We start from the raw sequence: 25,250 nt of genomic DNA on the forward strand, positions 1-25,250 counted from the left end.
ATTAAAACGTATGGGGCAACTTCATTATAACTATAGTAATTGGCAGGGTGTAACTACCACTGCTAAAGCACTTAGTGTTATGGGTGTGAAAGATGAAGACTTACTAAAAAAAGCCTTTCCTCATATTAAAGAAGAATGGCAAGAAAATAAAAAAGATAAAGAAGTTCAAGACACTGTAATTTTTATTGCTGAACAATTAGGTGAAAAAAAATATATCAGCGAGTTTTTAGTTTGGAATCAGCGTTTATCAGAAGCACTTGCAATCTATGAAAAAGATTGGCAAAAGCAACAAACATTACCAGCGGCTGATTTAGAAAAAGCCTTACAAATTGCCTCATGGAGCAAAAAGCCAAAATTAAAAACTCCTTGGTTAGAACGTTATTTAATTGCACCACCTCATGACACTAGTGCAGAAAAACTAACACAATTCAAAACAGATTTAATTTATTTATATGTTGATCAGCAAGACTATCAAAACGCGCTCAAGCATCTAAAATCTCCAGAAACTGCAAAAGAATATAAATATTTAGCCTTAATTTATCGTAAAGATAATAATTATAAAAAAGTAGCGGCTACTTATTGGAAGGCTTATGAGAAATTTAATAATGTCAAATTATTGGAACAAGCTTATTTAATTTTAGCTTCACAAGCTGATATGGAAAATGAAGTCATTAAATTGCTATCGCTATTAGCTGACTATAAAAAAGATTATGCTTTTAGATTAGCAGAAATCTATATGGAACAACAACAATATCTAGCTGCATTGATTATTTATCAACGAATTTGGGATAAATGGCAACATGTTTCTGCTTTAAAAGCCGCTTATGGTATTGCCTATAAATTAGATGATTTCAGTAAAATGAATAGTTTATTAAGGCAAATTTATAAACATACAAACAACATCCAACACCTTAAAAACTTAGCGGCAGTTTATATTGCAAAAGCACCAGAAAAAATGGTGAAATTATTAGAAGAATTTCCGATTTTACAATCACAACCGGAATATATGACTTATGTTGCTTACTATTATTTGAATAATGGCAATTACAAAAAAGCTGAGGCAAGTTTTCTAAAATTATCGCTAATTGATCCTACAAATAAAAAATACCAACAAGCATTAGCCACTATTTATGTAGAAACTGCTGAATATCACAAAGCTTTAGCAGTTAATCGTCATGTCTGGAAAAGATGGAAAGATATTGATGCACTTAAACAAGCTTATAGTATTACCTATAAATTAAAAGATCTTCAAACCAGCGAAAAAATCTTATGGCAACTTTATAAACACACTAAAGATAAAACATATTTAGCAAATATTGCTTCACTTTATAGTGATCAACCTAAAAAGTTAATTCGATTTTTAGAACAATACCCATTTTTACAAAACAAATTTTTAGCTTTTTTGAGCAGCTATTATTTACAACACAAAAATTATCGCAAAGCCGAAAACTATTATCAAGCTTTGATAAAAAAACATCCTAAAAAACGCGATTACCCAAAAGCCTTGGCGACAATTTACGTTATTACTGGGCAAATTAGCAAAGCTCAAAAATTAACTAGACGCTATTCATATTTAAAACAAGGATTATTGCCAGTTTTTGCAAGCCACTATTTACAAAATAAAAATTATAAAAAAGCTGAACGCTCTTATAAAAAATTAATACGTTTATATCCAAAAAAACGCGATTATCCAAAAGCTTTAGCCACAATTTATGTAGTAACTAAGCAAATGCGAAAAGTTCAAAGACTAACTAGACGCTATCCATATTTACAACAAGACTTATTACCAGTATTGGCTAGTTATTATTTACAACATAAACAATTTTCTAAGGCTGCAAAATATTATAAAAAATTAATTATTAAATTTCCTGATAATAAAAATTATCCAAAAGCCTTAGCTACAATTTATGTAGTAACTAAGCAAATGCGAAAAGTTCAACGTCTAACTAAAGACAATCCGTATTTAGAACAAGAATTATTGCCAGTGCTTGCTAGTTATTATTTACAACAGAAAAATTATAAACAGGCTGAAAAACTGTATCAAAAATTGAATTTTAACTATCCAGACAAACGCGATTATCCAAAAGTTTTAGCCTCAATCTATGTTGAAACTAGACAATTTAACAAAGTTAATTTATTAATGGCAGAATTCCCGTATCTAAGAAAGGAATTATTGCCCGTGCTTGCTAGTTATTATTTACAAAAGAAAAATTATCCAAAAGCAGAAAATTACTATCAACAATTAATTAAATTAAATCCTAAAAACTCACAATATCCGGCTGGATTAGCATCTATTTATATAGAAACCAAGCAAACAAGCAAAGCAGAAAGATTGATTAATCAATATCCATATTTGAAGAAAAATTTTCTAGCTTTTTTTGCTAGCTATTATTTGCAACAAAAAAATTATCCAAAAGCGGAGCAACACTATAAGCAACTAATTGCTAAAAACCCTAGGAAACGTGCATATAAAAAAGTATTAACTTCTATTTATATAGAAACTAAACAAATAGCGAAAGCACAACAACTAATTAAACGTTACCGCTATTTACAAAATGACTTTTTAGCTTTTTTTGCTAGCCATGATTTGCAACAAAAAAATTATCGCCAAGCTGAACGATCATATAAAAAATTAATACGCTTACATCCAAAAAACCGCGATTATCCAAAAGCTTTAGCCATAATTTATGTTGAAACTAAGCAAATGCGAAAAGTTCAACGTCTAACTAGACGCTATTCATATTTGCAACAAGAATTATTGCCAATGTTTGCTAGTTATTATTTGCAACAAAAAAATTATAAACAGGCTGAAAAGCTTTATCAAAAATTGAATTTTAAATACCCAGACAAACGCGATTATCCAAAAGTTTTAGCCTCAATCTATATTCAAACTAAGCAAATGCGAAAAGCTCAAACGCTAGCAAAACGCTATCCGTTTTTACAACAAGACTTATTACCAGTGTTTGCTAGTTATTATTTACAACATAAAAATTATGCTAAAGCTGAAGTTTATTATCAAAAATTGAGTTTTATCTATCCAGAAAAACGCGATTATCCAAAAGCCTTAGCCTCAATCTATGTTGAAACTAGACAATTTAACAAAGTTAATTTATTAATGGCAGAATTCCCGTTTCTAAGAAAAGAATTATTGCCAGTGCTTGCTAGTTATTATTTGCAAAAGAAAAATTATGCGAAAGCAGAAAATTACTATCAACAATTAATTAAATTAAATCCTAAAAACTCACAATATCCGGCTGGATTAGCATCTATTTATATAGAAACTAAACAAACAAGCAAAGCAGAAAGATTGATTAATCAATACCCATATTTGAAGAAAAATTCTTTAGCCTTTTTTGCTAGCTATTATTTGCAACAAAAAAATTATCCAAAAGCGGAGCAACACTATAAGCAACTAATTGCTAAAAACCCTAGGAAACGTGCATATAAAAAAGTACTAGCTTCTATTTATATAGAAACTAAACAAATTGCAACAGCCCAACAACTAATTAAACGTTATCCATATTTACAAAATGACTTTTTAGCTTTTTTTGCTAGCTATGATTTGCAACAAAAAAATTATCGCCAAGCCGAAAGATCATATAAAAAATTAATACGTTTACATCCAAAAAAACGCGATTACCCAAAAGCTTTAGCCATAATTTATGTTGAAACTAAGCAAATGCGAAAAGTTCAACAACTAACTAGACGCTATTCATATTTGCAACAACAATTATTGCCAGTTTTAGCAAGTTATTATTTACAAAAGAAAAATTATAAAAAAGCTGAAAATTATTATAAAAAATTAATACGTTTACATCCAAAAAAACGCGATTATCCAAAAGCCTTAGCATCAATTTATATTGAAACCAAACAAATGCCAAAAGCTCAAAGACTAATAAAACGCTATCAATTTCTGGAACAAGACTTATTACCAATGCTAGCCAGCCATTATCTAAATAGCAAAAATTATAGTAAAGCAACAATTTACTATAGAAAATTAATTGCTCAGCATCCTGATAAAACAGACTATCCAGTAGCATTAGCTTCGATTTATGTTGAAACCACTCAAACAATGGAATTACATCAACTAATAAATGAATTTCCATTTTTAGAAGAAAATTTATTGCCAGTATTAGCTAGCCATTATCTAAATAGCAAAGATTATCAAAAAGCAGCAACATATTATCAACAACTTTGTGTCAAATCACCTGATAATCAAAAATACCCAGAAATATTAGCCTCGATTTACATTCAAACTAAGCAAGAACAAAAATTGCCTAGATTAATTGAGCAATATCCGATATTAGAAAACGAACTATTGCCATTTTTAGCTAGTTATAACTTGCAACAAAAAAATTATCCGCAAGCAGAAACTTACTATAAAAAATTAGTGTCAAGAGATTCTGAAAAACTAGATTACTTAGAAGTATTAGCTTCCATCTATGTTCAAACTGAACAAAAAAATAAAGCTTTACCAATCTATAAAAAACTACATAGCATCAAACCAAATAAATATGCAAATAACTTAGCTAACCATTACCTATATGTAAGCAAAGATTATTTAAAAGCTATAACTATTTTAGAAGGATTACTGAAAAAAACTAACAAAGAACAATACCGTCTAATGTTAGCCTTTGCATATGGAGAAACTAACCAAGCTGGCAAAAAAGCCAGAATACTAGAACAAATTCCATTAAAGAAAATTTCTGCTGGCTTAGCAATTTCATTAGCAGAAGCTTATGAACAAAAAGGGCATTGGCAAAAAGCCGTGAAGATATTAAACAAATGGCACCAAATTCACAACAATAGAAAAGATAAAATAAAAGTATTGAAACATCAAATATACTTATACCAACGTCTTGGTGATAAAAAACGTTTCAGAGATGCTAATATGATGTTACTGAAATTAAATTAAATTAGGCAAATATGTTGTGAAAATTTTAGGATTTAATAGTATTAAAAAGGTCAATATTTATAGTTCTTTGATTGGTATCATGGTTTTAATGGTATCCTTAACCGCATCCTTTATGATATTTGAGTATCAACGATTTGAACAAGAAGCTATCGTCTTTAAAGAGCAATATACTAGTTTAGAAAAGCAAAGATTAAAAACTATAATTGATAAATTAGTTGAACGTGTAAAATTTAATAAACAAAACAAAGAAAAAATGTTTGCATGGCTGAAACAAGTCAGATTTAAACAATATGGCTATATTTTTGTTTTGAATAGTAAAGGTAATATGTTAATCCATCCTACACGAGCAGGGCAAAATGTCGCTAACATTACTGATCCTAATGGAATTAATATTTTACAAGCCTTAATTAAAGCTAGCAAAGAAGATGGCTTTGTTAAATATACTAGAAAAAAATCTAGCAATGGAGTTTTAACCTCAAAGTTATCCTATGTTCGTTATTTAGAAAATTGGGATTTATTAATTGCTACTGGTATTTACCTTGATGAAATAGAAATAGTAAGTTCTCAAAATAAACAAAAGTTAATTGCTGGTTTAAAAAGGCATATGTTATGGATGATTCTGATTTCTTTTTTTATTGCTAGTATTGCTTTTTTAATTGCCTACTTAATTTCTAAACGGATAAATATTGAATTTAATCTTTTTGCTAAAGGATTAAAACAATCTACCACTCAACATAGATTACTAAACCTAAATAAATTTAAAATTGGTGAATTTCAAGCCTTAGCAGATACTGCTAATAAAGTTATTAATAAACGTAAAGATGCTGAAGATTTATTGCAACAACATCATGATGCAGAACGTCAGCGCGTAGAAAATATGTTGCGAGAAAAAGAAATTCAATATTTAAGCATTTTTAACGCAGCACGCGATGCTTTTATAATTAGTGATTTTGACGGCAATATTGTTGAAGGAAATCCACAGGCATGTCAGATGTATGGCTATAATTACGATGAATTGATTAAACTTTCGACTAAAAATCTGGTTCATCCAGACTATTATTATAACTTTAAACGTTTTATTTTTGAAACGCAAAATAAAGGCGAATTTGAAACTGAATCTTTAGATATTCGTAAGGATGCGACTATATTTAATGTTGATGTGCGAGGTAGTACTTTTGAATATAAAGGCAAAGTTCATATACTGAGAGTAGTTAGAGATATTACTGAACGTAAACAAATGGAAGAAAATTTAGCGCAAGCCAAAGAGGTTGCTGAAACTTCTAATCGCGCTAAGAGCGTGTTTCTTGCCAATATGAGTCACGAACTTAGAACACCATTAAATGGTATATTAGGTTTTACTCAAATTTTACACCGTGATAAAACTTTGAATGAACGACAAGTTAAAGCTATTAATACGATTCACAAATCAGGAGAGCATCTATTAATATTACTCAATGACATTTTAGATTTATCCAAAGTTGAAGCTGGAAAAATGGAACTTCAGCCTAAAACTTTTGATTTTGAAGTTTTTATCAAGGGTATTGCCGATATAATTCAAATTCGTGCCCAAGAAAAAGATATAATTTTTAATTGCGAAATAAGTGAAAACTTACCTCATGCTGTGATAACTGATGATACGCGACTACGTCAAATACTAATTAATCTATTAGGCAATGCCGTTAAATTTACCGACAAAGGTAAAGTGGTATTTAAAATCCATCGCTACATGGATAAAATTAGATTTCAAGTTGAAGACACCGGCTGCGGTATAGCATACAACGAATTAGAAGTAATTTTTAAACCATTTCAACAAGTAGGTAATCAAAAACAAATGCCTCAAGGCACCGGTTTAGGCTTATCAATTAGTAATAAACTTGTTAAGATTATGGAAAGTACTTTAAAAGTAAATAGTATTTTAAGCAAAGGAACTGTATTTTGGTTTGACTTAAAACTAGCAGAAGCAACTGGTTGGCAACCACCTAATGAGATACAACAACGCAATATTATCGGTTTTTACAACAAACCACATACAATTTTAATTGTAGATGATAAAGAAGCCAATCGCGCTATTTTAGTTAATTTATTGGATTCAATTGGTTTTGATATTATAGAAGCTAGCGACGGGGAAGAAGGTATTGAAAAAGCAATTACGGAAAAACCAGCATTAATTTTTATGGATTTAATTATGCCCGGAGTAAATGGCTTTGAAGCAACTCGTAAAATTCGCGCTCAATTAAACGATGTCATAATAATAGCGGCATCAGCAAGTGCTTTTGAACAACATCGTCAAGAGAGTTTTACCGCTGGTTGTAATGATTTTATTGCAAAACCGATTAATTCAGATGAATTATTAGAAAAAATTCGTCAATATTTAAAATTAGAATGGATGTTTGAAGCCAAAGCTAAGCTAAACAAAGTCAAACAAGCTTTAGTACAACCACCAGCAGAGATTATGAAAAACTTATCCCATTATGCAAAACAAGGAAATATAGGGCGTATCACGAAAGAAGTTATAAAATTAGAAAAAATGGATTCAAAATATCAAGCTTTTGCCGCTGAATTGCGAAGTTATTGTAGTGATTTTGATATTAATAAGATACGAAACTTTTTAAAATGAAAACGATTTTACCTTGGCATCAAGCATTATGGCAACAGGCATTAGCTAGTTGGCAACAAGACCATTTAGCACATGCTTTGTTATTATGTGGATCACAAGGAATGGGTAAGGCAGAATTTGCACGTAATTTTGCTGAAACTATATTGTGTGAAACTGGGCAAGCTTGTGGGAAATGTAAAGCTTGTCATTTATTAAATGCTGGAACCCATCCAGATTTTTTACAAGTAAAAATTGCTGAAAAAAGCAAAATAATTACAGTTGATCAAATACGAGAATTTATTCAATATTGCACCTTAACCAGTAATTATGGTGGCTACCAAATAGCGATATTAAATCCAGCAGAAGCAATGAATGCCAATGCTTCTAATAGCCTATTAAAATTATTAGAAGAACCACCAGCGAAAACCTTAATTATGCTAATAAGTCATCAACCAATGGCTTTAAGCGCGACAATTAGAAGCCGCTGTCAACGACTAGATTTTAGTCGCCCTGAGAAAAAACTAACACTTGCATGGTTACAAAATCAACTCCCTGCAAAACAAGATGCACAATTATTGCTAAATTTATCAGCCCAAGCACCCCTTGCAGCTTTAGCATTAGCAGAAGATATAAAAAAACGTGGAGAATTATTTGATAGTTTAAACCAATTAGTTACTAACAAAGAAGAACCAATAAAAATTGCCCAACAATGGAATAAAGGCAATCCAAAACAAATATTAGAATGGATGAATAGCTGGATAATGGATATGATTCGCTATAGCCTAAGTGCTAACAGCAGTTTCATCATCAATAAAGACATTATAAATCCTTTACAAAATATCTCAAAACAATTTGATTTGCAAGCCTTATTTAAATTATTAGACTTACAAACCGAAGCTTATCGTCTCATTACAACTCAGACTAATATAAAACCACAAGGATTGTTGGAATCTGTTGCTATTGTTTGGCATAATCTATAAAAATTTAAAGCGATAACCTTCTGCAACCTTATTATCTTCAATAACTTTTTCCATATCCATAAAATCTAATTTGACATGTACAGAAGCTCCAGCTCGCATTTTATCAGGAGCTGCTTGTAAATATTCAACTGGTGTAAAACGTTTTTTTATTATGGTATGATCATTTATATCTATAAATGTGACTTGCAAATCAGGATAAGCTTGCGGAAAACTAGCTTTATTTATAAATATAGCTTCCAATTGCAAACTAGTTTTTTCATTTACATGAAAAACATAGTTTTTCATTTGAAAACTACTAAGATCCCTTGTGGGTGGTAAAGTGCATAAAAAGGTATAACAAAATTTAACTAACAAAGGGCGAATATGAGAATTTTGTAAAAATACATCGCGCTGCCAAAACCACATAGCTTGTATAGTTAGTGTTACTGAAAACACTATTACTATAAATGTCCAAAATAGGAAGGATTTCCATGTATTATCTGTTTTCATAATTAATATATAGTAGCCGTAGCTTTTGCCAACCACTGACATTCTTCTTCATCTTTTAATGTCGGTGCGATTTTTTCATAGACTCTAGCATGATAATTATTTATCCAAGCAATTTCTTTTTCATTCAATAGGCTAACTTCTATTAAATTTCTATCAATCGGTGCTAAAGTTAGAGTTTCAAATCCCATCATTGGCTGTTCTCCACCTTCAATTGCTTCTGCTTCAGTAACTAGAATTAAATTTTCTATTCTAATACCATAAGCACCAGCTTTATAATAGCCCGGTTCATTAGATATTATCATCCCCGGTTTTAAGGCTATTTTATTGATTCTTTTAGAAATTGATTGTGGACCCTCGTGTACTGATAGAAAAATTCCCACACCATGCCCAGTTCCATGTTGATAATCTAAACCTACTTGCCACAGCGCGTGTCGTGCTAAAATGTCTAATTGTGTACCTGTTGTACCTTCAGGAAATCGGCAAGTCGCAATAGCAATATGCCCTTTTAACACACGAGTGAAACGATCTTTATGTTCTGCTGTTGGTGTGCCAATTGCTATTGTGCGGGTAACATCTGTAGTGCCATCTAAATATTGTCCACCAGAATCAACTAGATACAAATTGCCAGTTTCTAAAACTTTATTGGTTTTTGCTGTAACTTGATAGTGAACAATTGCCCCATTTGCACCATATCCAGAAATAGTATCAAAACTTAAATCATGTAATAAACCCGTTTCAGCACGAAATTGTTCTAAACGTTCTGCCGCTTGTATTTCATCAACACCCGGTTTGAGCCAAGATAAAAAACGAGTTAAAGCACTACCATCTCGCAGATGAGCGGCACGAGTTCCAGCTATTTCAGTAGAATTTTTACATGCTTTCGGCAACAGACATGGATCATCGCCTTTGACGATTTTATTTAATCGCTTGACAATCCAAACTGGTGTTTGTTTAGGATCAATTAATACGCTTGATTGATTTAATTTGTCAAGTATTGTAGCTAAATCGGTAAACTCATAAATTGTAACGTTTTCACTTAAATGTTTTTCTATCATGTAGGGTGGGTAGAGCGAAGCGAAACCCACCGAATCTCCCAAATGGTGGGTTTCGCTCCGCTCTACCCACCCTACATTTATTTTTTGTTTATCAATAAATAAATCTACATATTTATTTGCATAAAGAATAGCAAAACATAGCGGCAAAGGCGCACGAGGTACATCACCACCTCGAATATTTAATAACCATGCAATAGAATCAGGTGCTGTCAACATAACAGCGTCAATTCCATCATCCAATATGATTTGTTCGCGCTTAGTTTCACTAGTTTCACCTGCATAAGATAGTGGATAAGGCACAACTGGTGCTAGCGGCGGCTCAGGTTGATCTAACCAAATGGTATCTATCGGATTAGTCTCACAAGCAACTAGCTGAACATCCTTAAATAAAGCCAAATCATTTAAAGTATGTAACCAAGGATCATAAGCCAATTTAACTGATCTTTGTTTTTTCAGCCATTCTGTTAGTGAAGAATAATCATAAGGCTTAAATGTCTCAACCTGATCGCGCACAGCTAAGGTATAACGCCCATCAACAAAAATTGCAGATTCATCAGGATGAACAATAGCTAAACCGGCAGAACCAGTAAAACCAGTAAGCCAAGCTAATCGCTGCGCCGAAGCAGGAACATATTCACCTTGAAATTCATCAGCATGAGGCACAATAAAACCATCAAAACCATGATTATTCAATTCAGCGAATAGTAATTGCAGACGTTTTTTATAATTTATTTTATTCATTATTTGGGTATAAATTCAATTGAGATTGATTTCCTTTTGTATTTATATCAAATGCACTGTTTCCATATTTTTCTATAACTGCTTTCCTAAAAACTTTAATAGCAGTTTCATGATTCTCAAGAAACCATTTAATGTGATTTTCTAGGTATTCATGTCTAATTTCAGGTTTTCTAAGATCATTTGGAACTCTTTCCATTTTAGGATCGATACTATCGAATCCATTGAAAGACATAGCTAAACGCTTTTTTGTCATTTCTATAAAATCAGGATTTATTTCAAATCCTATAGCTTTTCTTTCCAGTTGTTGACAAACACGCAAGGTCGTACCACTACCAGAAAATGGATCAAGAACAACATCATTGTTATTACTAGAAGCTAAAACCATTCGTTCAATTAAGCCTTCTGGTTTCTGAGTTGGATGGTTCTGTCTATTTGGATTTGAATAATGAACATGAGAAAACTGCCAAACATCCCCGGGATTGGCACCTCTCATATTATTACGAGCGCGATAATACTTTTGAGGTACTCGCACATCATCAAGATTAAAAACAAATTTATTGCTCTTATTAAAGAACAATATATCATCATGCCTTGGTGAAAAACCCTTTGTTTTTCCAATTCCCTGTGTATAATGCCACACAACCCAACTGTTAAAAAACATTTCAAGCTCACGATCTAATATATCATAAAGGTATGAAATGAAACGTACCCCCATAAAGACATAAATAGATCCCTCTGGCTTTAATACTCGTTTTGCCTCAGTGAGCCAATTTCTTGTAAAGTCTAAATACTCATCAAAGCCTTTTAGATCATGATTATTTCCATAATTTTTTCCTAAATTATAAGGTGGATCAGCGATTACAAGATCAACTGACTCGTTTTCAATTGTTTTAAACAAATCAATTGCATCACCACATTGCAAATGTATGTGTTTATTATTTAATCCAATTATTTTTTTCTGCATACTTTAGCCATTGGTTATAGCCTTTGTTTGAGGCAATAAACTTTCTATCTAATAATTCACAAAATTCCCATGTTGTACGCTTCTGATGCGTTACATAATGAATATCTTTTATTTGAATTTGTCCAGTTCCTAATGCAGGATTATAACTTATATCTGAATCTGATAGATATTTCAAATCATATGCATTGAAATCTACGATTTCCATAACACCCATCATCATTTTAGTATTTTCATCCCGTGAACTAAAAACCTTATGTTTTATAGACAAAATAATAAAGATATAATCTGGATCAGTGACGTATGCTGAGCGAATTCGTGCAAATGATGTAATATTTGGTGATTTTCCGCTATTTACTATATCTTTAGATGTGGCTTTTACATCAACATTGGCTGTTACAGAAGATTGCCTTTTTCTGACTTTTTGAAATTGTAAAATAACATCAGCCATATTTAGGCGTTCACCAGCTTCAACATTCATTAGTTGATAACTATTATTTTCATCTTCAAGAGCATCACAAAATCTTTCAAATGCCCATGCTTCAATAAAAGGACCAGCAATTTTATTCACATTCTCCATTGGAATGCCAAGTTTTAAGTTTGTGTTTATAATGATTTTATTATGACCAGAATCCATAGCATCCTTCATTATATTTTCAATAGAACACACAATAAAACCAGAACATTCTTCATAATCATCGGATTCGATAGGCTTCTTCAGTTCTAAATCATCATAAGACATTTATTCTATTTTCCTCAATTTGTTTAGGTATTTATCAGCGTCTTTGCACTAACATTTGTTTAATTTCAGAAATAGCCTTAGCTGGATTTAAACCTTTAGGGCAGGTTTTAGTACAATTTAAAATGGTATGACAACGATATAAGCGAAATGGATCTTCTAAATTATCCAACCTTTCACCAGAGTTTTCATCTCTACTATCCATGATCCAACGATGAGCTTGTAATAAAATAGCTGGACCCAAATAACGATCACTATTCCACCAATAACTGGGACAACTTGTTGAACAACAAGCACATAAAATACACTCAGATAAACCATTCAACAATTCGCGATCCTCTTTTGATTGCAACATTTCGCGATCTGGAGGTGGCTGAGTTTGAGTTTCTAACCACGGTTTTATGGAAGCATATTGAGCATAAAAATAAGTTAAATCAGGCACTAAGTCTTTTACCACTTCCATATGAGGCAAAGGATAAATCTTAACTATATCCTTAATATCCTTAATATATTTAGTACATGCAAGAGTATTAGTACCATCAATATTCATAGCACAAGAACCACAAATACCCTCACGACAAGAACGGCGAAAAGTTAAACTAGGATCAATTTCATCCTTAATTTTAATCAGAGCATCAAGCACCATTTCACCACAATCATCTAAATCAACTTCATAAGAATCAAGACGTGGATTATCATCATTATCGGGATTCCAGCGATAAATCATAAACTTCTTAACATTTTCCCCTTCTAGGGTATTAACAATTTTACCTTTTTTTACAACTGATTTTGCTGGTAGTTTGAATTGAGCCATATTTTATTTACTCCATTCAGGCAGTAAACCTGACAGGTTTTTAAAACCTGTCAGGTTTGTTTTTCAAATTATTGCAACACAGGGCGTGCATTTATCGCTTGAATTGGGCGATTATTGGCATGGTGTATTACATTAGAAAATGTTTCAATCTGTTGCTTAGATACTGAAACTGAATTTTTCATAACTAACCATAACACACCTTCTGTACAGGGAGGTGTTGTTAAGGAACCATTGAAACGATAATAGTCTTTATTTTCTGGTAATAAATTACTAGCATTGACTTTTGATGATAATGAATGTTTATCTCCAGCCTTTTTCGGTATTTGTTTCCACAAATCAGCCATTGCAGAATTAGCATCACCTTGCTCAAACATCACAGCCACAACTGCTAAATTACCAGCCTTATCAGCATGAACTAAATGTGCCTCCATAGGATATGATTTACCATTAATATGGTTTTCACTAGGGGTATGAAAATGAAATTGTTTTAAATCAAAGCTATGTCCATTCAATGTGATACTACTTCCAGCGGCATAATTAGCTTGAACAGTATGCCCATTATTAACAATGTCACTCACTAAAGTGCCATAATTAAATTCAATTGCTGCTAAATCAGATTCAATCAAATTTGTCAGATTAATTGGCGATTGATTTTTGCCACTAGAACATAAGCTATAATTTTTATGTAAATCCCCCCAATGTTTAGGGCTTTCATCTCCTGAATATCCCCAATGCTCTGACTGACAACCGTTTATTAATAAAGTACTTGCAAGAATTATTAAAGATTTTTTCATTTGTTTTTCCAGTAAATTAAAATTTAATTATAACACTTTAATTGTTGATCCATAGTTTGCATTCCAAATTATTTCAATAAATAATCTTGCTTTTTCCTTAAAAAGTGTTATATTATGAATATAAGCCCTATATTTTACGAGTAGCACTTAAATATCATGGATAAAAACCGTCATATTGCCTCAAAAATTAACCAATTACTCGATATGTTTCCAGTTGTTGTTATTATTGGTTCGCGTCAATGTGGAAAATCGACATTGGTTAAACAGCTTAAACCTGATTGGAAATATTATGATTTAGAAAGCCCTGATGATTATCAATTAATCACTAGCGATCCTATTGCTTTTTTTAGTTTAAATTCACAACAACTCATTATTGATGAAGCACAGCAGTATTCTGAAATATTTCGAGTGCTTAGAGGTGTTATTGATGCAAATAGAAAAATCAAAGGGCGTTTTATAGTTACAGGTTCTAGTTCTCCTAAGATTGTCAAAGGCATTACAGAAAGTCTTGCGGGTAGAATTGCCACTATAGAAATGTCTCCTTTTAAACAAAGCGAATTATATGAAAAACCTTTATCTGAACTGTATTCTCTGATAATCAGTGGCAAGCAACAAGACTTTTTAATTTTAAAACCACAACTTAGCTTAGAACACAGCATGAAACTCTGGTTAAAAGGTGGTTTTCCAGAACCAATGATTGAAAATCATGAACTTTATTACCAACATTGGATGGAAAATTATATTGATAATTATATTAATCGTGATATAAGAAGTTTATTTCCACGTTTAAATATTTATAATTATCGACGTTTTCTGACACTATTAGCACAATATTCTGGGCATCAACTTAATATGAGTAATATGGCAACAGCCTTAGAAGTTAGCGTCTCGACGGTGAAAGATTATCTGGATATTATTCACCAAACTTTTTTGTGGCGTAATCTGGAACCCTATATTAACAATCCATTAAAAAAAGTTCAGAAAAGTAATAAAGGTTTTTTCAGAGATCAAGGCATATTACATCATTTACTTAGAATAAAAGATTTAGAACAATTATTGCTTCATCCAGTAGCCGGATTTTCGTTTGAAAGTTTTGTAATAGAAGAATTAATACGTGGTTTAGAAGCAACTATGGAAACTCAATTAGAATTTACTTACTATCGAACGGTTGATAAATCTGAAGTGGATTTAGTTATTGAGGGAAATTTTGGCATTCTACCTGTTGAAATTAAATTAAATACAGTAATTAAACAACGCGAATTGCGTGGACTTAAAAATTTTATTGATGATATGAAATGCCCCTATGGTATTGTGATTAATAGGGGAAAACGTATTGAGATGTTGACAGATAAAATTATACAAATCCCTGTACACTATCTATAAAACTGCAATCACCGCCTGAAAAGATTCTGATAACATATTAGGAATCATACAAATTCAAACCAATGTATGAATTTGCACAAATTTAGGATGTACCATGACTCCAGTATCGCTATCCATATAATCTTTTTCAAACTTCTGGCGATTGGTTTCATCTATAGTTTCAACAAAAAATACTAAGAAAATTTCTGCTATTTGTAAAGATTTACCATATTTAGCCGCTTGAATTAATGCCTTACGATATGCTGCTTGACTGGCAAAACTTTTTAATTCTAATCCAAATAATTGCCCAGCATGACGTATCAATAAATCTATTTGACCATTTCCAGTTGGAAATTCTGGTTGAACTATTGCATCATAGCTATTTAAAAAACTAGTTAAATAAAAATATAGATTAAAGTGAAAAACTGCTTCATATACACGCAAATCGTTATTACGACGTGGTGCATCTTTTAAGATTTGTTCTTTATTGATTTGCAAATAATCTTCATATCTTTCTAATAAGCGGCGAATGTTGAGCTGATCTGCGGTAATCGTATCTGATAAATCTTCAAATGGATCAGATAAATAGTTAATATTTTCTCTAAATACTTCTCTGGTAAAATAATTAAATAATCGTTTCTGTATATATGGACAAGCAAATTTAATATAATTCTCTCTTAAACTCACTTGTTCAATGTCGATTATTCCATTCAGATACAGAAAATTTATTATGGGTTCATCATATAGAAATTTGCTTTCGGTTTTGGTTTGAAACAGATCTAAAACAAAGGGTTTGTATGCTTCTTGTTTAGCTTTACTGATGATGTTTAGAATGTTATTATTAGGCAATAAATCAAGTGCAGCAGCATAAACATCCTCAAAATTTTCCATAGTAATCGGTTCATGGAACTTTTCATTATAAGTCTCAGTCAATAATTCGCCAAACCAACAAGTTAGCCCCGGTTGTCCTTGAAATTCATAGAAAATACGTTCTACTACTTTTGAATCAATTGACTGCCCAGTTTGCTGTTGATAACTATTAAATAGAGAAACTACTTCATCAGCAGTTAAATTAGGAATATGCAGACTGCGTTGAACATTGAAAGGAGAACCTCTCATGTTTTCCACGCCTAATACTGAGCGTACTCCGATTAATGCCAAACTATGTAATAAATATTTCTTTTCTGCTGTTGATTTATCAACTTCATTTTGACGCTTGTTATAAATATTACGAAAAAAACCTACAAGCAAACTAATCACTGATTCATCAAGCCCATCAAACTCATCTAAAATCAAAATTAAGGGTTTAGTTAGAGTTTGCCGTTTGAATAACAGTTCAAAATCTTCCAATGTGTTGATGCTGAGATCACCTAAATTTAACTGCTCTATCAATTCCCTGCTCAACACTTGAACCACACGATTGACATCAGTTACATTAGAGAGATGTTGCAAAGGCAGGATAATTACATCAAACTCAGTTTGCTTTTTAAGTTTTAAGAAAACTTCTCGCATAATCCAAGTTTTACCTGTTTGACGAGGTGCCCAGATGGTAATATAATGACCACCTTTATTATGTTGAAATGCTTTGTCTATCAACTCTTGACGAGGAACATAATAATGTAAATCCAAATCAATTGGACCATATGATGAAAATTTTCGCATAGTTTTAACCCTCTAATTGCTGATCCATAGTTTGCATTCCAAATTTTTTGCCTGTTTGCATTGCTGAATAGATTTGAGCTATTTTATGTTCTCTAATTAAATTACGTACTGCTGGTGTGGCAACTAGAATTTCATAAGCGGCAATACGCCCTTTTTCAGCTTGCTTTTTTAATAAACATTGCGCAATCACCGCCTGCAAAGATTCTGATAACATATTACGAATCATATCTTTTTCTGCCGCTGGAAATACTTCTATTATACGATCAATAGTTTTTATTGCCGAATTACTATGCAAAGTTGCTAATACCAAATGTCCAGTTTCTGCCGCTGATAAGGCTAAACGGATAGTTTCTAAATCACGCAATTCGCCTACTAAAATCACATCAGGATCCTGACGCAAAGCCGCTCTTAAAGCAGTTGCAAAGCTAGTTGTATCGCGTTCTATCTCACGTTGTGTAACTAAACTAGATTTGCTATAATGAATAAACTCAATAGGATCTTCAAGTGTTAAAATATGCCCCTTATGTTTTTGATTGCGCTCATTTAGCATTGCCGCCAAAGTAGTTGATTTACCAGAACCAGTACTTCCAGTCACCACAATCAAACCCTTATCCATTAGAGCAAAATCTTTAAAAATAGATGGAGCATCTTCTAAATTTGGAATTTCTACTGGTAAAATACGAATTGCTGCTCCAACACCGCGATTATGATAATAAGCATTAACACGAAATCGTGCTAGATTATCTATAGAAAAAGCAAAATCACACTCTAAACCTTGTGCATACCGCTGACGCTGCTTATCATCCATAAGCTCATTAATCATATCATCCACTTGAATATTATCAAGAATATCTGCATCTAATCTTATTAAGTCACCATCAAGACGCACCATAGGTGGCATTGCTGCTGATAAATGTACATCAGAAAAACCATTCGCTACACTATCTTTCAATAAATCTATTATATTCATAATTCATTAATATACTTCTCATAAAACACAATTCCAACCCGATCAATATGTGCAATCAATTTATCTGAACTAATCTTTGCATAATCTACAATATCAAAGAAAAAAGGAATTGGAAGTTCTTCTTCTAATAATGAATTGAGTCTTGCAAGTGTGCGATGGCTAATATTATTACCTTTGATAGAAATATCAATATCTGAACCATTTTTATAGTTACCCATTGCACGAGAACCAAAAATAATCGCTTCTTCTATTTCTGGAAATTTTTTTAAGGCTAACCTGATATTATCCATATCTCTTTGCTTTAAACCGAATTTCATTCCTGCTCCATCTTTAGTTTAAAATCATCATAAAGTTCTTTGAGCATAAGCACATAAGATTGATGAATTTTTTCTTCTACTTCTATCGCAGTTTTTTCATGATAAGTGTGTATTTTTATAATATAACCTTCATTTTCCAAATAATCTTTCAGTAGTTTCCACGAAAGCTCAAAAGCCATCTCAAAAAACTGTATAATGCCAGCTCATTCTGTTTCAGAAGGATTTTCTATCAAACAAGCTTTTTCCAAGAGTAAATAAGCTTTTTCATAGTTATCAAACCGTTGTTTCCAACGAATATCTTTAGTATTACTCATATGTAATGAAATATTTTAATGTTTACCAAATATAAAAAGTTTATAGATAAGTATATCTCACTCAATCAAATTGAGTGGGCATTATTTAAATCAAAAGTAAAAATGTTTCATCATAAAAAAGGTGAAATAATTCATTATGCTGGAGATGTTTGTACCAAATTAATGTTTATTAATTATGGCATAATTAGAGCTTATATTATAGAGCTAAATGGCAAAGATTATACTTGGAATATTTGTTTTAATGACACAAATTCAAAAATGACAAATGTATATGTTGTAGATTATGATAGCTTTGTTAATCAAAGTCAATCAAAAATAAGTTTTGAAGTTTTAGAAGATTGCGAATTATTATCATTAACTTATAATGATTTACAATTTTTATACAAGCATTCAAAAAAAGGTGAAAGATTTGGAAGATTGATGGCTGAAATGGCTTATTCTCATACTCATAATGCAACTATTGATAGATTAACAAAAACCGCTCAAGAGAGATTTGAAGATTTAATAAATGAAGCACCTTATTTATTAGAAAAAGTACCACAATATCATATTGCTACCTATTTAGGTATCACACCACAATCACTTAGTAGATTAAAGTCGAAAAAATTTCATCTTTAGCTTGCAATTCTAAATGAAAACGATTATCATATGCACTATTTATTAAGGGTACCAATTATGAATACATTTCCTCTAGCAATGGCTAGTGAAGGCGAAACAGTAAAAGTTATAGCTGTAACAGCAGGCAAGTTTTTAATCAAGCGTTTAATTGCTATGGGAATTATAGAACAAACTGAATTACAAATTATACAGCGAGAACATGGTAATGGTTTAATTGTAAGTAGAGGTGAAACACGTTTGGCTTTAGGTTTTGGTATGGCTAATAAAATTATGGTGATGTCTAATGGCAATTAGTTTAGGTGATATGGCTGTTGGTGAAACTGGTAAAGTTACTGGGTTTAATAAAACAAATTTAGTTTATCGTAAAAAACTTTTGGCTATGGGTTTAACTCCCGGAGCCGTGTTTAGTGTGACACGTTACGCGCCTATGGGTGATCCTATAGAAATATCTGTACGTGGTTTTGCATTAAGTCTTCGTAAAGATGAGGCAGCAGTATTATTAGTTGAGAAAGTATGAAAAATTTAGTTATAGGGGTAGTAGGTAATCCTAATTGTGGCAAAACAACATTATTTAATGTACTTACTGGGACCAAACAACATGTAGGTAATTGGCCGGGTGTAACGGTTGAACGTAAGCTAGGTAATTACGACAATATTGATTTAGTAGATTTACCGGGTATTTATTCTCTTGATGTTACTGAAGGTATGACATCTTTAGATGAACAAATTGCTCATGATTATATTGTTTCTGATGAAGCTGATTTAATTCTTAATATTATTGACGCTTCTAATTTAGAACGTAATCTTTATCTAACTACTCAATTATTAGAGATGGATATACCTTTAGTGGTAGCACTTAATATGATGGATATTGCTGAGGAACGCAATATTAAAATTAATATTGAGGCATTATCACAACAATTAGGAGTACCTGTTATTCCCATAACTGCTGCTAAAAATCAAGGTATTGATAAATTAAAGCAGATAATGGATAGTAGTGTCGCTATTCCACATGCACAGTTTAAATATCCAGCAGTTATTGAAGAGACTATAGCTGATAAATCGAATTCTCGTTGGATAAATTTAAAGGCTATAGAAAATGATGAACAAATTGCTGAGGCTTTACAAGAAGATGTTGATATTGTAATTGCTGATAGTCGTTATGGTTTTATAACTAAAGTTATAGAAAAAACTGTCAAAAAAACTGGCAAAGTTACTAAAACTATTTCAGATAAGATAGATAGAATCGTTCTAAATCGTATTCTTGGCATACCGATTTTCCTTGCTGTGATGTATCTGATGTTTATGTTTACAATAAACATTGGTGGTGCCTTTATTGACTTTTTTGATATGTTATTTGGAACTGTTTTTGTTGATGGTTTCGGTGCAATTCTGACTGCTATTGGTTTACCAGAAGCTGTAACTATTTTAATTGCCGGTGGTATTGGTGGTGGTATTCAAGTAGTTGCTACCTTTATTCCAATTATTGGTTTTCTGTATTTATTCTTATCCTTCTTAGAAGATTCTGGTTATATGGCTAGAGCGGCTTTTGTAATGGATCGTTCTATGCGCTTTATTGGATTGCCCGGTAAATCTTTTGTGCCAATGATAGTTGGTTTTGGTTGTAATGTACCAGCAATTATGGCAACGCGCACTTTAGAAAATCAACGTGATCGTATTTTAACAATTTTAATGAATCCATTTATGTCTTGCGGTGCGCGTTTACCAGTATATGCTTTATTTGCCGCTGCATTTTTTCCAGTAGGTGGGCAAAATTTAGTATTTGGATTATATCTAATTGGGATTGCAGTTGCAGTATTAACTGGCTTGATTATGAAAAATACTCTGTTAAAAGGCGAAGCATCACCATTTGTGATGGAATTGCCAGCTTATCATATACCTACAATTCAAGGCATTTTATTTAGAACTTGGGATCGTTTAAAGTCTTTTATTATTCGTGCTGGTAAAGTCATTGTGCCAATGGTGGTTGTAATTAATGTTCTTAATTCTTGGGGAACTGATGGTTCATTTGGTAATGAAAATACTGATAAATCAGTTTTAAGTGAAATTGGACGTACTATGACACCAGCCTTTGCACCAATGGGCTTAACTGAAGATAATTGGCCTGCTACAGTTGGTATTTTTACTGGAGTATTAGCAAAAGAAGTAGTAGTTGGAACACTGGATGCTATTTATAGTAAATTAGCAGTTGGAGGTGAAGAAGAGGAAGAAGAATTTAATTTTTTGCATGGAATCGCAGAAGCTTTTGCTACTATTCCTGCCAATTTAGCCGCTGTTACAGATACAATCCTTGATCCTTTAGGTATTGGTTCAGCGACTACAGAAGAACCAGAAGTAAGTACAGGCACATTCGGCGCGATGGTAGCGCGATTTGATGGTAAAATTGGTGCTTTTGCTTATCTATTATTTATTCTTTTATATTTTCCATGTGTAGCAGCAACAGCGGCTGTATATAGAGAAACCAATATGGCTTGGGCGATATTTGTAGCTAGTTGGACAACTGGATTAGCATATATGTTTTCTACAGTCTTCTATCAATTAGGTACATTTGCACAACATCCAATCAGCTCAATTGCTTGGGTAATTGGTTTATTGTCTTCATTTGCGATTACAGTTGTGGGATTTTATATTTATGGGCGTAATCAACAAACAGTTTAAGAATGATTTTAACAGAACTAAGAACTTATTTAATTTTAAATAAAAGAATGCCTTTGATAGATATTGCCAATCATTTTGATGTCACACCAGAAGCTATCAAAGGCATGTTAGAACATTGGATACGTAAAGGCAAGGTACGTTGTATTGAGGGAGCAGTTTGTAATAAAGGTTGTTGCAAAACTGATCCAGCAAATTTAATAATTTATGAGTATATAAAAAGCAACAAGTGATAAATTAACACTATTATGAAAAGGGTGTTACCGATATATGAACTTAAAAAATATCTTCAACGACGTAAAAACGCTTCTGGCACAAAAATACAAATTTAAACCAATGTATGAATTTGCACAAATTGAGGATGTACCATGACTCCAGTATCGCTATCCATATAATCTTTTTCAAACTTCTGGCGATTGTTTTCATCTATAGTTTCAACAAAAAATACTAAGAAAATTTCTGCTATTTGTAAAGATTTACCATATTTAGCCGCTTGAATTAATGCCTTACGATATGCGGCTTGACTAGCAAAACTTTTTAATTCTAATCCAAATAATTTCCCAGCATGACGTATCAATAAATCTATTTGACCATTGCCAGTTGGGAATTCTGGTTGAACTATTGCATCATAACTATTTAAAAAACTAGTTAAATAAAAATATAGATTAAAGTGAAACACTGCTTCATATACACGCAAATCGTTATTACGACGTGGTGCATCTTTTAAGATTTGTTCTTTATTGATTTGCAAATAATCTTCATATCTTTCTAATAAGCGGCGAATATTGAGCTGATCTGCGGTAATCGTATCTGATAAATCTTCAAATGGATCAGATAAATAGTTAATATTTTCTCTAAATACTTCTCTGGTAAAATAATTAAATAATCGTTTCTGTATATATGGACAAGCAAATTTAATATAATTCTCTCTTAAACTCACTTGTTCAATGTCGATTATTCCATTCAGATACAGAAAATTTATTATGGGTTCATCATATAGAAATTTGCTTTCGGTTTTGGTTTGAAACAGATCTAAAACAAAGGGTTTGTATGCTTCTTGTTTAGCTTTACTGATGATGTTTAGAATGTTATTATTTGGCAATAAGTCTAGTGCAGCAGCATAAACATCCTCAAAATTTTCCATAGTAATCGGTTCATGGAACTTTTCATTATAAGTCTCAGTCAATAATTCACCAAACCAACAAGTTAGCCCCGGTTGTCCTTGAAATTCATAGAAAATACGTTCTACTACTTCTGAATCAATTGACTGCCCAGTTTGTTGTTGATAACTATTAAATAGAGAAGCTACTTCATCAGCGGTTAAATTAGGAATATGCAGACTGCGTTGAACATTGAAAGGAGAACCTCTCATGTTTTCCACACCTAATACTGAGCGTACTCCGATTAATGCCAAACTATGTAATAAATATTCCTTTTCTGCTGTTGATTTATCAACTTCATTTTGACGAGTATTATAGATATGACGAAACACACTAACTAATCCAACTATAGCATCTTCTGAGAGAGAATCAAACTCATCTAAAATCAAAATCAAGGGTTTAGTTAGAATTTGCCGTTCAAATAATTTATCAAAATCACCCAAGCTGTTTATGGTAATAGATTTATCAATATTCAATTGTTTGATAAGTTTTTGGGCAATTAGTTGAACTACATGATTGACATCAGTTTCATTAGAAAGGTGTTGTAAACTTAGAAAAATCACATCAAACTCAGTTTGCTTTTTAAGTTTTAATAAAACCTCTCGCATAATCCAAGTTTTACCTGTTTGACGAGGTGCCCAGATGGTAATATAATGACCACCTTTATTATGTTGAAATGCTTTGTCTATCAATTCTTGACGAGGAACATAATAATGTAAATCCAAATCAATTGGACCATATGATGAAAATTTTCGCATAGTTTTAACCCTTTAATTGCTGATCCATAGTTTACATTGCTGAATATATTTTAGCTATTTTTGTGCAATAACCGCCTGCAAGGATTCTGATAACATGTTACGAATAAATAGCAAAGATTATACTTGGAATATTTGTTTTAATGATACAAATTCCAAAATGACAAATAAATAAGCATCTCATGAAAACAACAGAATTAATACAAAAAATTAATCAAGGTGAAGATAGTTTCACTCAATTTAAAGAGAAAATCACTAGAAGTGAGAGCTTAAGTGCTGAATTGGTAGCATTTTCTAATGCCAGTGGTGGAAATATTATTCTAGGTGTCTGCGATAATGGAAAAATAACTGGATTAAATGATATAGAAATTAATAGTTTAAATCAATTAATTTCAAATGTTGCCAGTCAAAATATTCATCCTCCAATATATCCTATTACAGAAATTAAAATAGTCGATCAGAAAAAACTGGTAATAATTACTGTTCAAGAGGGTATGAATAAGCCATATTCCACTAGTAGTGGCTTTTATTATACTAAAGTTGGTGCTGATAAACGCAAAATATCAAGAGAAGAATTAAAACGACTATTTGCTAGTTCAAGAAACCTGTTTGCTGATGAAGAAGTTATTAGGCAAAGCAGCTTAAAAAATTTAAATGTTTACTTATTTTTCAGTTTTTTTGAAAGAAAATACAAACAAGACTTTGAAAATAGCCATTTAGAACTTACGCAAATTTTAGAAAATTTAAATTTAATGCAAGAAGCTTGTTTAAGCTTAGCTGGTAATTTATTATTTGGAATCAATCCTCAAAAATTTACTCCAATGTTTAAAATTCAATGCGTAAATATAGATGATACAGATATTAGTTCCAATAGGTTTATTTCAAAAGACACTATTGAGGGTCCTTTTAGCGAACTATACAGACAAACTATGAATTTTATAACAAGCAATCTAAAAAGAGTACAAGATAGCGATAATTTTAATACTCTTGGAAGACTTGAGATTCCTGAACAATGCTTAATGGAATTGATAGTAAATGCGCTAGTTCATAGAGATTATTATATAAATGCTACAATAAAAGTAATAATACTAAAAGATCGTGTTGAAATTATCAGCCCGGGCAAATTGCCAAACTCATTAACAATAGAAAAAATAAAACATGGTATCTCAATCGCCAGAAATCCGATACTACACTCATTAGCACAATACATATTACCATACAGCGGCTTAGGAAGTGGCATAAAAAGAATATTAAAATATTGTCCAAGCATTGAATTTATTAATGATGTGGACAAAGAAGAATTTAGGGCTATTATGAATAGATAGTGATAAC

General features: G+C 31.8%; 21 protein-coding genes. 10 read left to right on the forward strand and 11 right to left on the reverse strand.

What is annotated here, in order from left to right; genetic code table 11:
• From BHU68_RS10635 to BHU68_RS10645, 3 genes are all read left to right on the forward strand, one after another.
• Positions 1-4,915, forward strand: a 4,915-nt coding sequence (locus BHU68_RS10635; RefSeq protein WP_141700015.1) for a tetratricopeptide repeat protein, incomplete at its 5' end; no start/stop codon positions are given.
• Between the two features lie 16 nt (positions 4,916-4,931).
• On the forward strand, positions 4,932-7,532 hold the full coding sequence (locus BHU68_RS10640) for an ATP-binding protein (protein ID WP_069472384.1): 2,601 nt from the start codon (positions 4,932-4,934) through the stop codon (positions 7,530-7,532).
• Positions 7,529-8,491, forward strand: coding sequence for a DNA polymerase III subunit delta' (locus BHU68_RS10645; protein WP_069472385.1), 963 nt, complete (start codon positions 7,529-7,531; stop codon positions 8,489-8,491). Before BHU68_RS10640 ends, BHU68_RS10645 begins: the two co-directional genes overlap by 4 nt.
• On the opposite strand, the gene BHU68_RS10650 is transcribed toward BHU68_RS10645, so the two are convergent.
• The 6 genes from BHU68_RS10650 to BHU68_RS10675 all read right to left on the reverse strand — a co-directional run bounded on the left by BHU68_RS10650 (position 8,486) and on the right by BHU68_RS10675 (position 14,084).
• Positions 8,486-8,980 carry a DUF3426 domain-containing protein gene (locus BHU68_RS10650; protein ID WP_069472386.1) on the reverse strand — a complete coding sequence of 165 codons (495 nt, stop codon included), beginning with the start codon at positions 8,978-8,980 and terminating at the stop codon, positions 8,486-8,488. The two genes, BHU68_RS10645 and BHU68_RS10650, sit on opposite strands and share 6 nt — an antisense overlap.
• Before the next feature lie 2 nt (positions 8,981-8,982).
• A complete protein-coding gene (locus BHU68_RS10655) occupies positions 8,983-10,776 on the reverse strand; it encodes an aminopeptidase P family protein (RefSeq protein ID WP_069472930.1) in 1,794 nt (597 codons plus the stop codon).
• Positions 10,769-11,740, reverse strand: coding sequence for a DNA-methyltransferase (locus tag BHU68_RS10660; protein ID WP_069472114.1), 972 nt, complete (start codon positions 11,738-11,740; stop codon positions 10,769-10,771). The genes BHU68_RS10655 and BHU68_RS10660 overlap by 8 nt, the downstream gene beginning before the upstream one ends.
• Positions 11,712-12,479 (reverse strand): restriction endonuclease, encoded by a 768-nt coding sequence (locus BHU68_RS10665; protein WP_069472113.1) that lies wholly within the window; start codon positions 12,477-12,479, stop codon positions 11,712-11,714. Before BHU68_RS10665 ends, BHU68_RS10660 begins: the two co-directional genes overlap by 29 nt.
• A 34-nt stretch (positions 12,480-12,513) precedes the next feature.
• Positions 12,514-13,290, reverse strand: a complete 777-nt coding sequence (locus tag BHU68_RS10670; RefSeq protein ID WP_069472112.1) for a succinate dehydrogenase iron-sulfur subunit — start codon at positions 13,288-13,290, stop codon at positions 12,514-12,516.
• A gap of 68 nt (positions 13,291-13,358) precedes the next feature.
• Positions 13,359-14,084, reverse strand: coding sequence for a carbonic anhydrase (locus tag BHU68_RS10675; protein ID WP_069472111.1), 726 nt, complete (start codon positions 14,082-14,084; stop codon positions 13,359-13,361).
• Between the two features lie 156 nt (positions 14,085-14,240).
• On the opposite strand from BHU68_RS10675, the gene BHU68_RS10680 reads away from it, so the two are divergent.
• Positions 14,241-15,467: an ATP-binding protein gene (locus BHU68_RS10680; protein ID WP_069472110.1), complete on the forward strand. Its 1,227-nt coding sequence runs from the start codon at positions 14,241-14,243 to the stop codon at positions 15,465-15,467.
• A gap of 54 nt (positions 15,468-15,521) precedes the next feature.
• On the opposite strand, the gene BHU68_RS10685 is transcribed toward BHU68_RS10680, so the two are convergent.
• From BHU68_RS10685 to BHU68_RS17710, 4 genes are read right to left on the reverse strand one after another with little or no spacing between them, the layout of a single operon-like run.
• Positions 15,522-17,108: an AAA-like domain-containing protein gene (locus tag BHU68_RS10685; RefSeq protein WP_069472109.1), complete on the reverse strand. Its 1,587-nt coding sequence runs from the start codon at positions 17,106-17,108 to the stop codon at positions 15,522-15,524.
• Positions 17,109-17,112: 4 nt separating this feature from the next.
• Positions 17,113-18,078, reverse strand: a complete 966-nt coding sequence (locus BHU68_RS10690) for a type IV pilus twitching motility protein PilT (RefSeq protein ID WP_069472108.1) — start codon at positions 18,076-18,078, stop codon at positions 17,113-17,115.
• Positions 18,075-18,395 carry a nucleotidyltransferase domain-containing protein gene (locus tag BHU68_RS10695; RefSeq protein ID WP_069472107.1) on the reverse strand — a complete coding sequence of 107 codons (321 nt, stop codon included), beginning with the start codon at positions 18,393-18,395 and terminating at the stop codon, positions 18,075-18,077. The genes BHU68_RS10690 and BHU68_RS10695 overlap by 4 nt, the downstream gene beginning before the upstream one ends.
• Positions 18,392-18,592, reverse strand: coding sequence for a hypothetical protein (locus tag BHU68_RS17710; protein WP_320409049.1), 201 nt, complete (start codon positions 18,590-18,592; stop codon positions 18,392-18,394). The genes BHU68_RS10695 and BHU68_RS17710 overlap by 4 nt, the downstream gene beginning before the upstream one ends.
• A gap of 135 nt (positions 18,593-18,727) precedes the next feature.
• On the opposite strand from BHU68_RS17710, the gene BHU68_RS10705 reads away from it, so the two are divergent.
• From BHU68_RS10705 to BHU68_RS10725, 5 genes are read left to right on the forward strand one after another with little or no spacing between them, the layout of a single operon-like run.
• The gene (locus BHU68_RS10705) at positions 18,728-19,327 is read left to right on the forward strand and encodes a Crp/Fnr family transcriptional regulator (RefSeq protein WP_069472106.1); all 600 of its coding nucleotides are present in this window, start codon (positions 18,728-18,730) and stop codon (positions 19,325-19,327) included.
• Positions 19,328-19,384: 57 nt separating this feature from the next.
• The gene (locus tag BHU68_RS10710; RefSeq protein ID WP_069472105.1) at positions 19,385-19,621 is read left to right on the forward strand and encodes a FeoA family protein; all 237 of its coding nucleotides are present in this window, start codon (positions 19,385-19,387) and stop codon (positions 19,619-19,621) included.
• Complete coding sequence (locus BHU68_RS10715; protein WP_102135605.1) at positions 19,611-19,844, forward strand: FeoA family protein; 234 nt, start codon at positions 19,611-19,613, stop codon at positions 19,842-19,844. Before BHU68_RS10710 ends, BHU68_RS10715 begins: the two co-directional genes overlap by 11 nt.
• On the forward strand, positions 19,841-22,006 hold the full coding sequence (gene feoB / locus BHU68_RS10720; RefSeq protein WP_069472104.1) for a Fe(2+) transporter permease subunit FeoB: 2,166 nt from the start codon (positions 19,841-19,843) through the stop codon (positions 22,004-22,006). Before BHU68_RS10715 ends, feoB begins: the two co-directional genes overlap by 4 nt.
• A gap of 2 nt (positions 22,007-22,008) precedes the next feature.
• Complete coding sequence (locus tag BHU68_RS10725) at positions 22,009-22,236, forward strand: FeoC-like transcriptional regulator (protein ID WP_069472103.1); 228 nt, start codon at positions 22,009-22,011, stop codon at positions 22,234-22,236.
• Positions 22,237-22,331: 95 nt separating this feature from the next.
• Here BHU68_RS10725 and BHU68_RS10730 read toward each other — a convergent pair whose 3' ends face one another.
• Complete coding sequence (locus BHU68_RS10730) at positions 22,332-23,921, reverse strand: AAA-like domain-containing protein (RefSeq protein ID WP_069472102.1); 1,590 nt, start codon at positions 23,919-23,921, stop codon at positions 22,332-22,334.
• Positions 23,922-24,100: 179 nt separating this feature from the next.
• Between BHU68_RS10730 and BHU68_RS10735 the strand changes: the two genes are divergently transcribed.
• Positions 24,101-25,243, forward strand: a complete 1,143-nt coding sequence (locus BHU68_RS10735; protein ID WP_069472101.1) for an RNA-binding domain-containing protein — start codon at positions 24,101-24,103, stop codon at positions 25,241-25,243.
• Positions 25,244-25,250 lie beyond the last annotated feature (7 nt).

Source organism: Candidatus Marithrix sp. Canyon 246 (genome assembly GCF_001723685.1).
Taxonomy (GTDB): domain Bacteria; phylum Pseudomonadota; class Gammaproteobacteria; order Beggiatoales; family Beggiatoaceae; genus Marithrix.

Excerpts from the sequence above, each read along its gene's own strand:
- BHU68_RS10695 (WP_069472107.1), bottom strand. The coding sequence starts at position 18,395 with ATGAAATTCGGTTTAAAGCAAAGAGATATGGATAATATCAGGTTAGCC.
- BHU68_RS10665 (WP_069472113.1), bottom strand. The coding sequence starts at position 12,479 with ATGTCTTATGATGATTTAGAACTGAAGAAGCCTATCGAATCCGATGAT.
- BHU68_RS10710 (WP_069472105.1), top strand. The coding sequence starts at position 19,385 with ATGAATACATTTCCTCTAGCAATGGCTAGTGAAGGCGAAACAGTAAAA.
- BHU68_RS10685 (WP_069472109.1), bottom strand. The coding sequence starts at position 17,108 with ATGCGAAAATTTTCATCATATGGTCCAATTGATTTGGATTTACATTAT.
- BHU68_RS10735 (WP_069472101.1), top strand. The coding sequence starts at position 24,101 with ATGAAAACAACAGAATTAATACAAAAAATTAATCAAGGTGAAGATAGT.
- BHU68_RS10725 (WP_069472103.1), top strand. The coding sequence starts at position 22,009 with ATGATTTTAACAGAACTAAGAACTTATTTAATTTTAAATAAAAGAATG.
- BHU68_RS10730 (WP_069472102.1), bottom strand. The coding sequence starts at position 23,921 with ATGCGAAAATTTTCATCATATGGTCCAATTGATTTGGATTTACATTAT.
- BHU68_RS10650 (WP_069472386.1), bottom strand. The coding sequence starts at position 8,980 with ATGAAAACAGATAATACATGGAAATCCTTCCTATTTTGGACATTTATA.
- BHU68_RS10690 (WP_069472108.1), bottom strand. The coding sequence starts at position 18,078 with ATGAATATAATAGATTTATTGAAAGATAGTGTAGCGAATGGTTTTTCT.
- BHU68_RS10715 (WP_102135605.1), top strand. The coding sequence starts at position 19,611 with ATGGCAATTAGTTTAGGTGATATGGCTGTTGGTGAAACTGGTAAAGTT.
- BHU68_RS10705 (WP_069472106.1), top strand. The coding sequence starts at position 18,728 with ATGTTTACCAAATATAAAAAGTTTATAGATAAGTATATCTCACTCAAT.
- BHU68_RS10670 (WP_069472112.1), bottom strand. The coding sequence starts at position 13,290 with ATGGCTCAATTCAAACTACCAGCAAAATCAGTTGTAAAAAAAGGTAAA.
- BHU68_RS10645 (WP_069472385.1), top strand. The coding sequence starts at position 7,529 with ATGAAAACGATTTTACCTTGGCATCAAGCATTATGGCAACAGGCATTA.
- BHU68_RS10655 (WP_069472930.1), bottom strand. The coding sequence starts at position 10,776 with ATGAATAAAATAAATTATAAAAAACGTCTGCAATTACTATTCGCTGAA.
- BHU68_RS10680 (WP_069472110.1), top strand. The coding sequence starts at position 14,241 with ATGGATAAAAACCGTCATATTGCCTCAAAAATTAACCAATTACTCGAT.
- BHU68_RS10660 (WP_069472114.1), bottom strand. The coding sequence starts at position 11,740 with ATGCAGAAAAAAATAATTGGATTAAATAATAAACACATACATTTGCAA.
- BHU68_RS10675 (WP_069472111.1), bottom strand. The coding sequence starts at position 14,084 with ATGAAAAAATCTTTAATAATTCTTGCAAGTACTTTATTAATAAACGGT.
- feoB (WP_069472104.1), top strand. The coding sequence starts at position 19,841 with ATGAAAAATTTAGTTATAGGGGTAGTAGGTAATCCTAATTGTGGCAAA.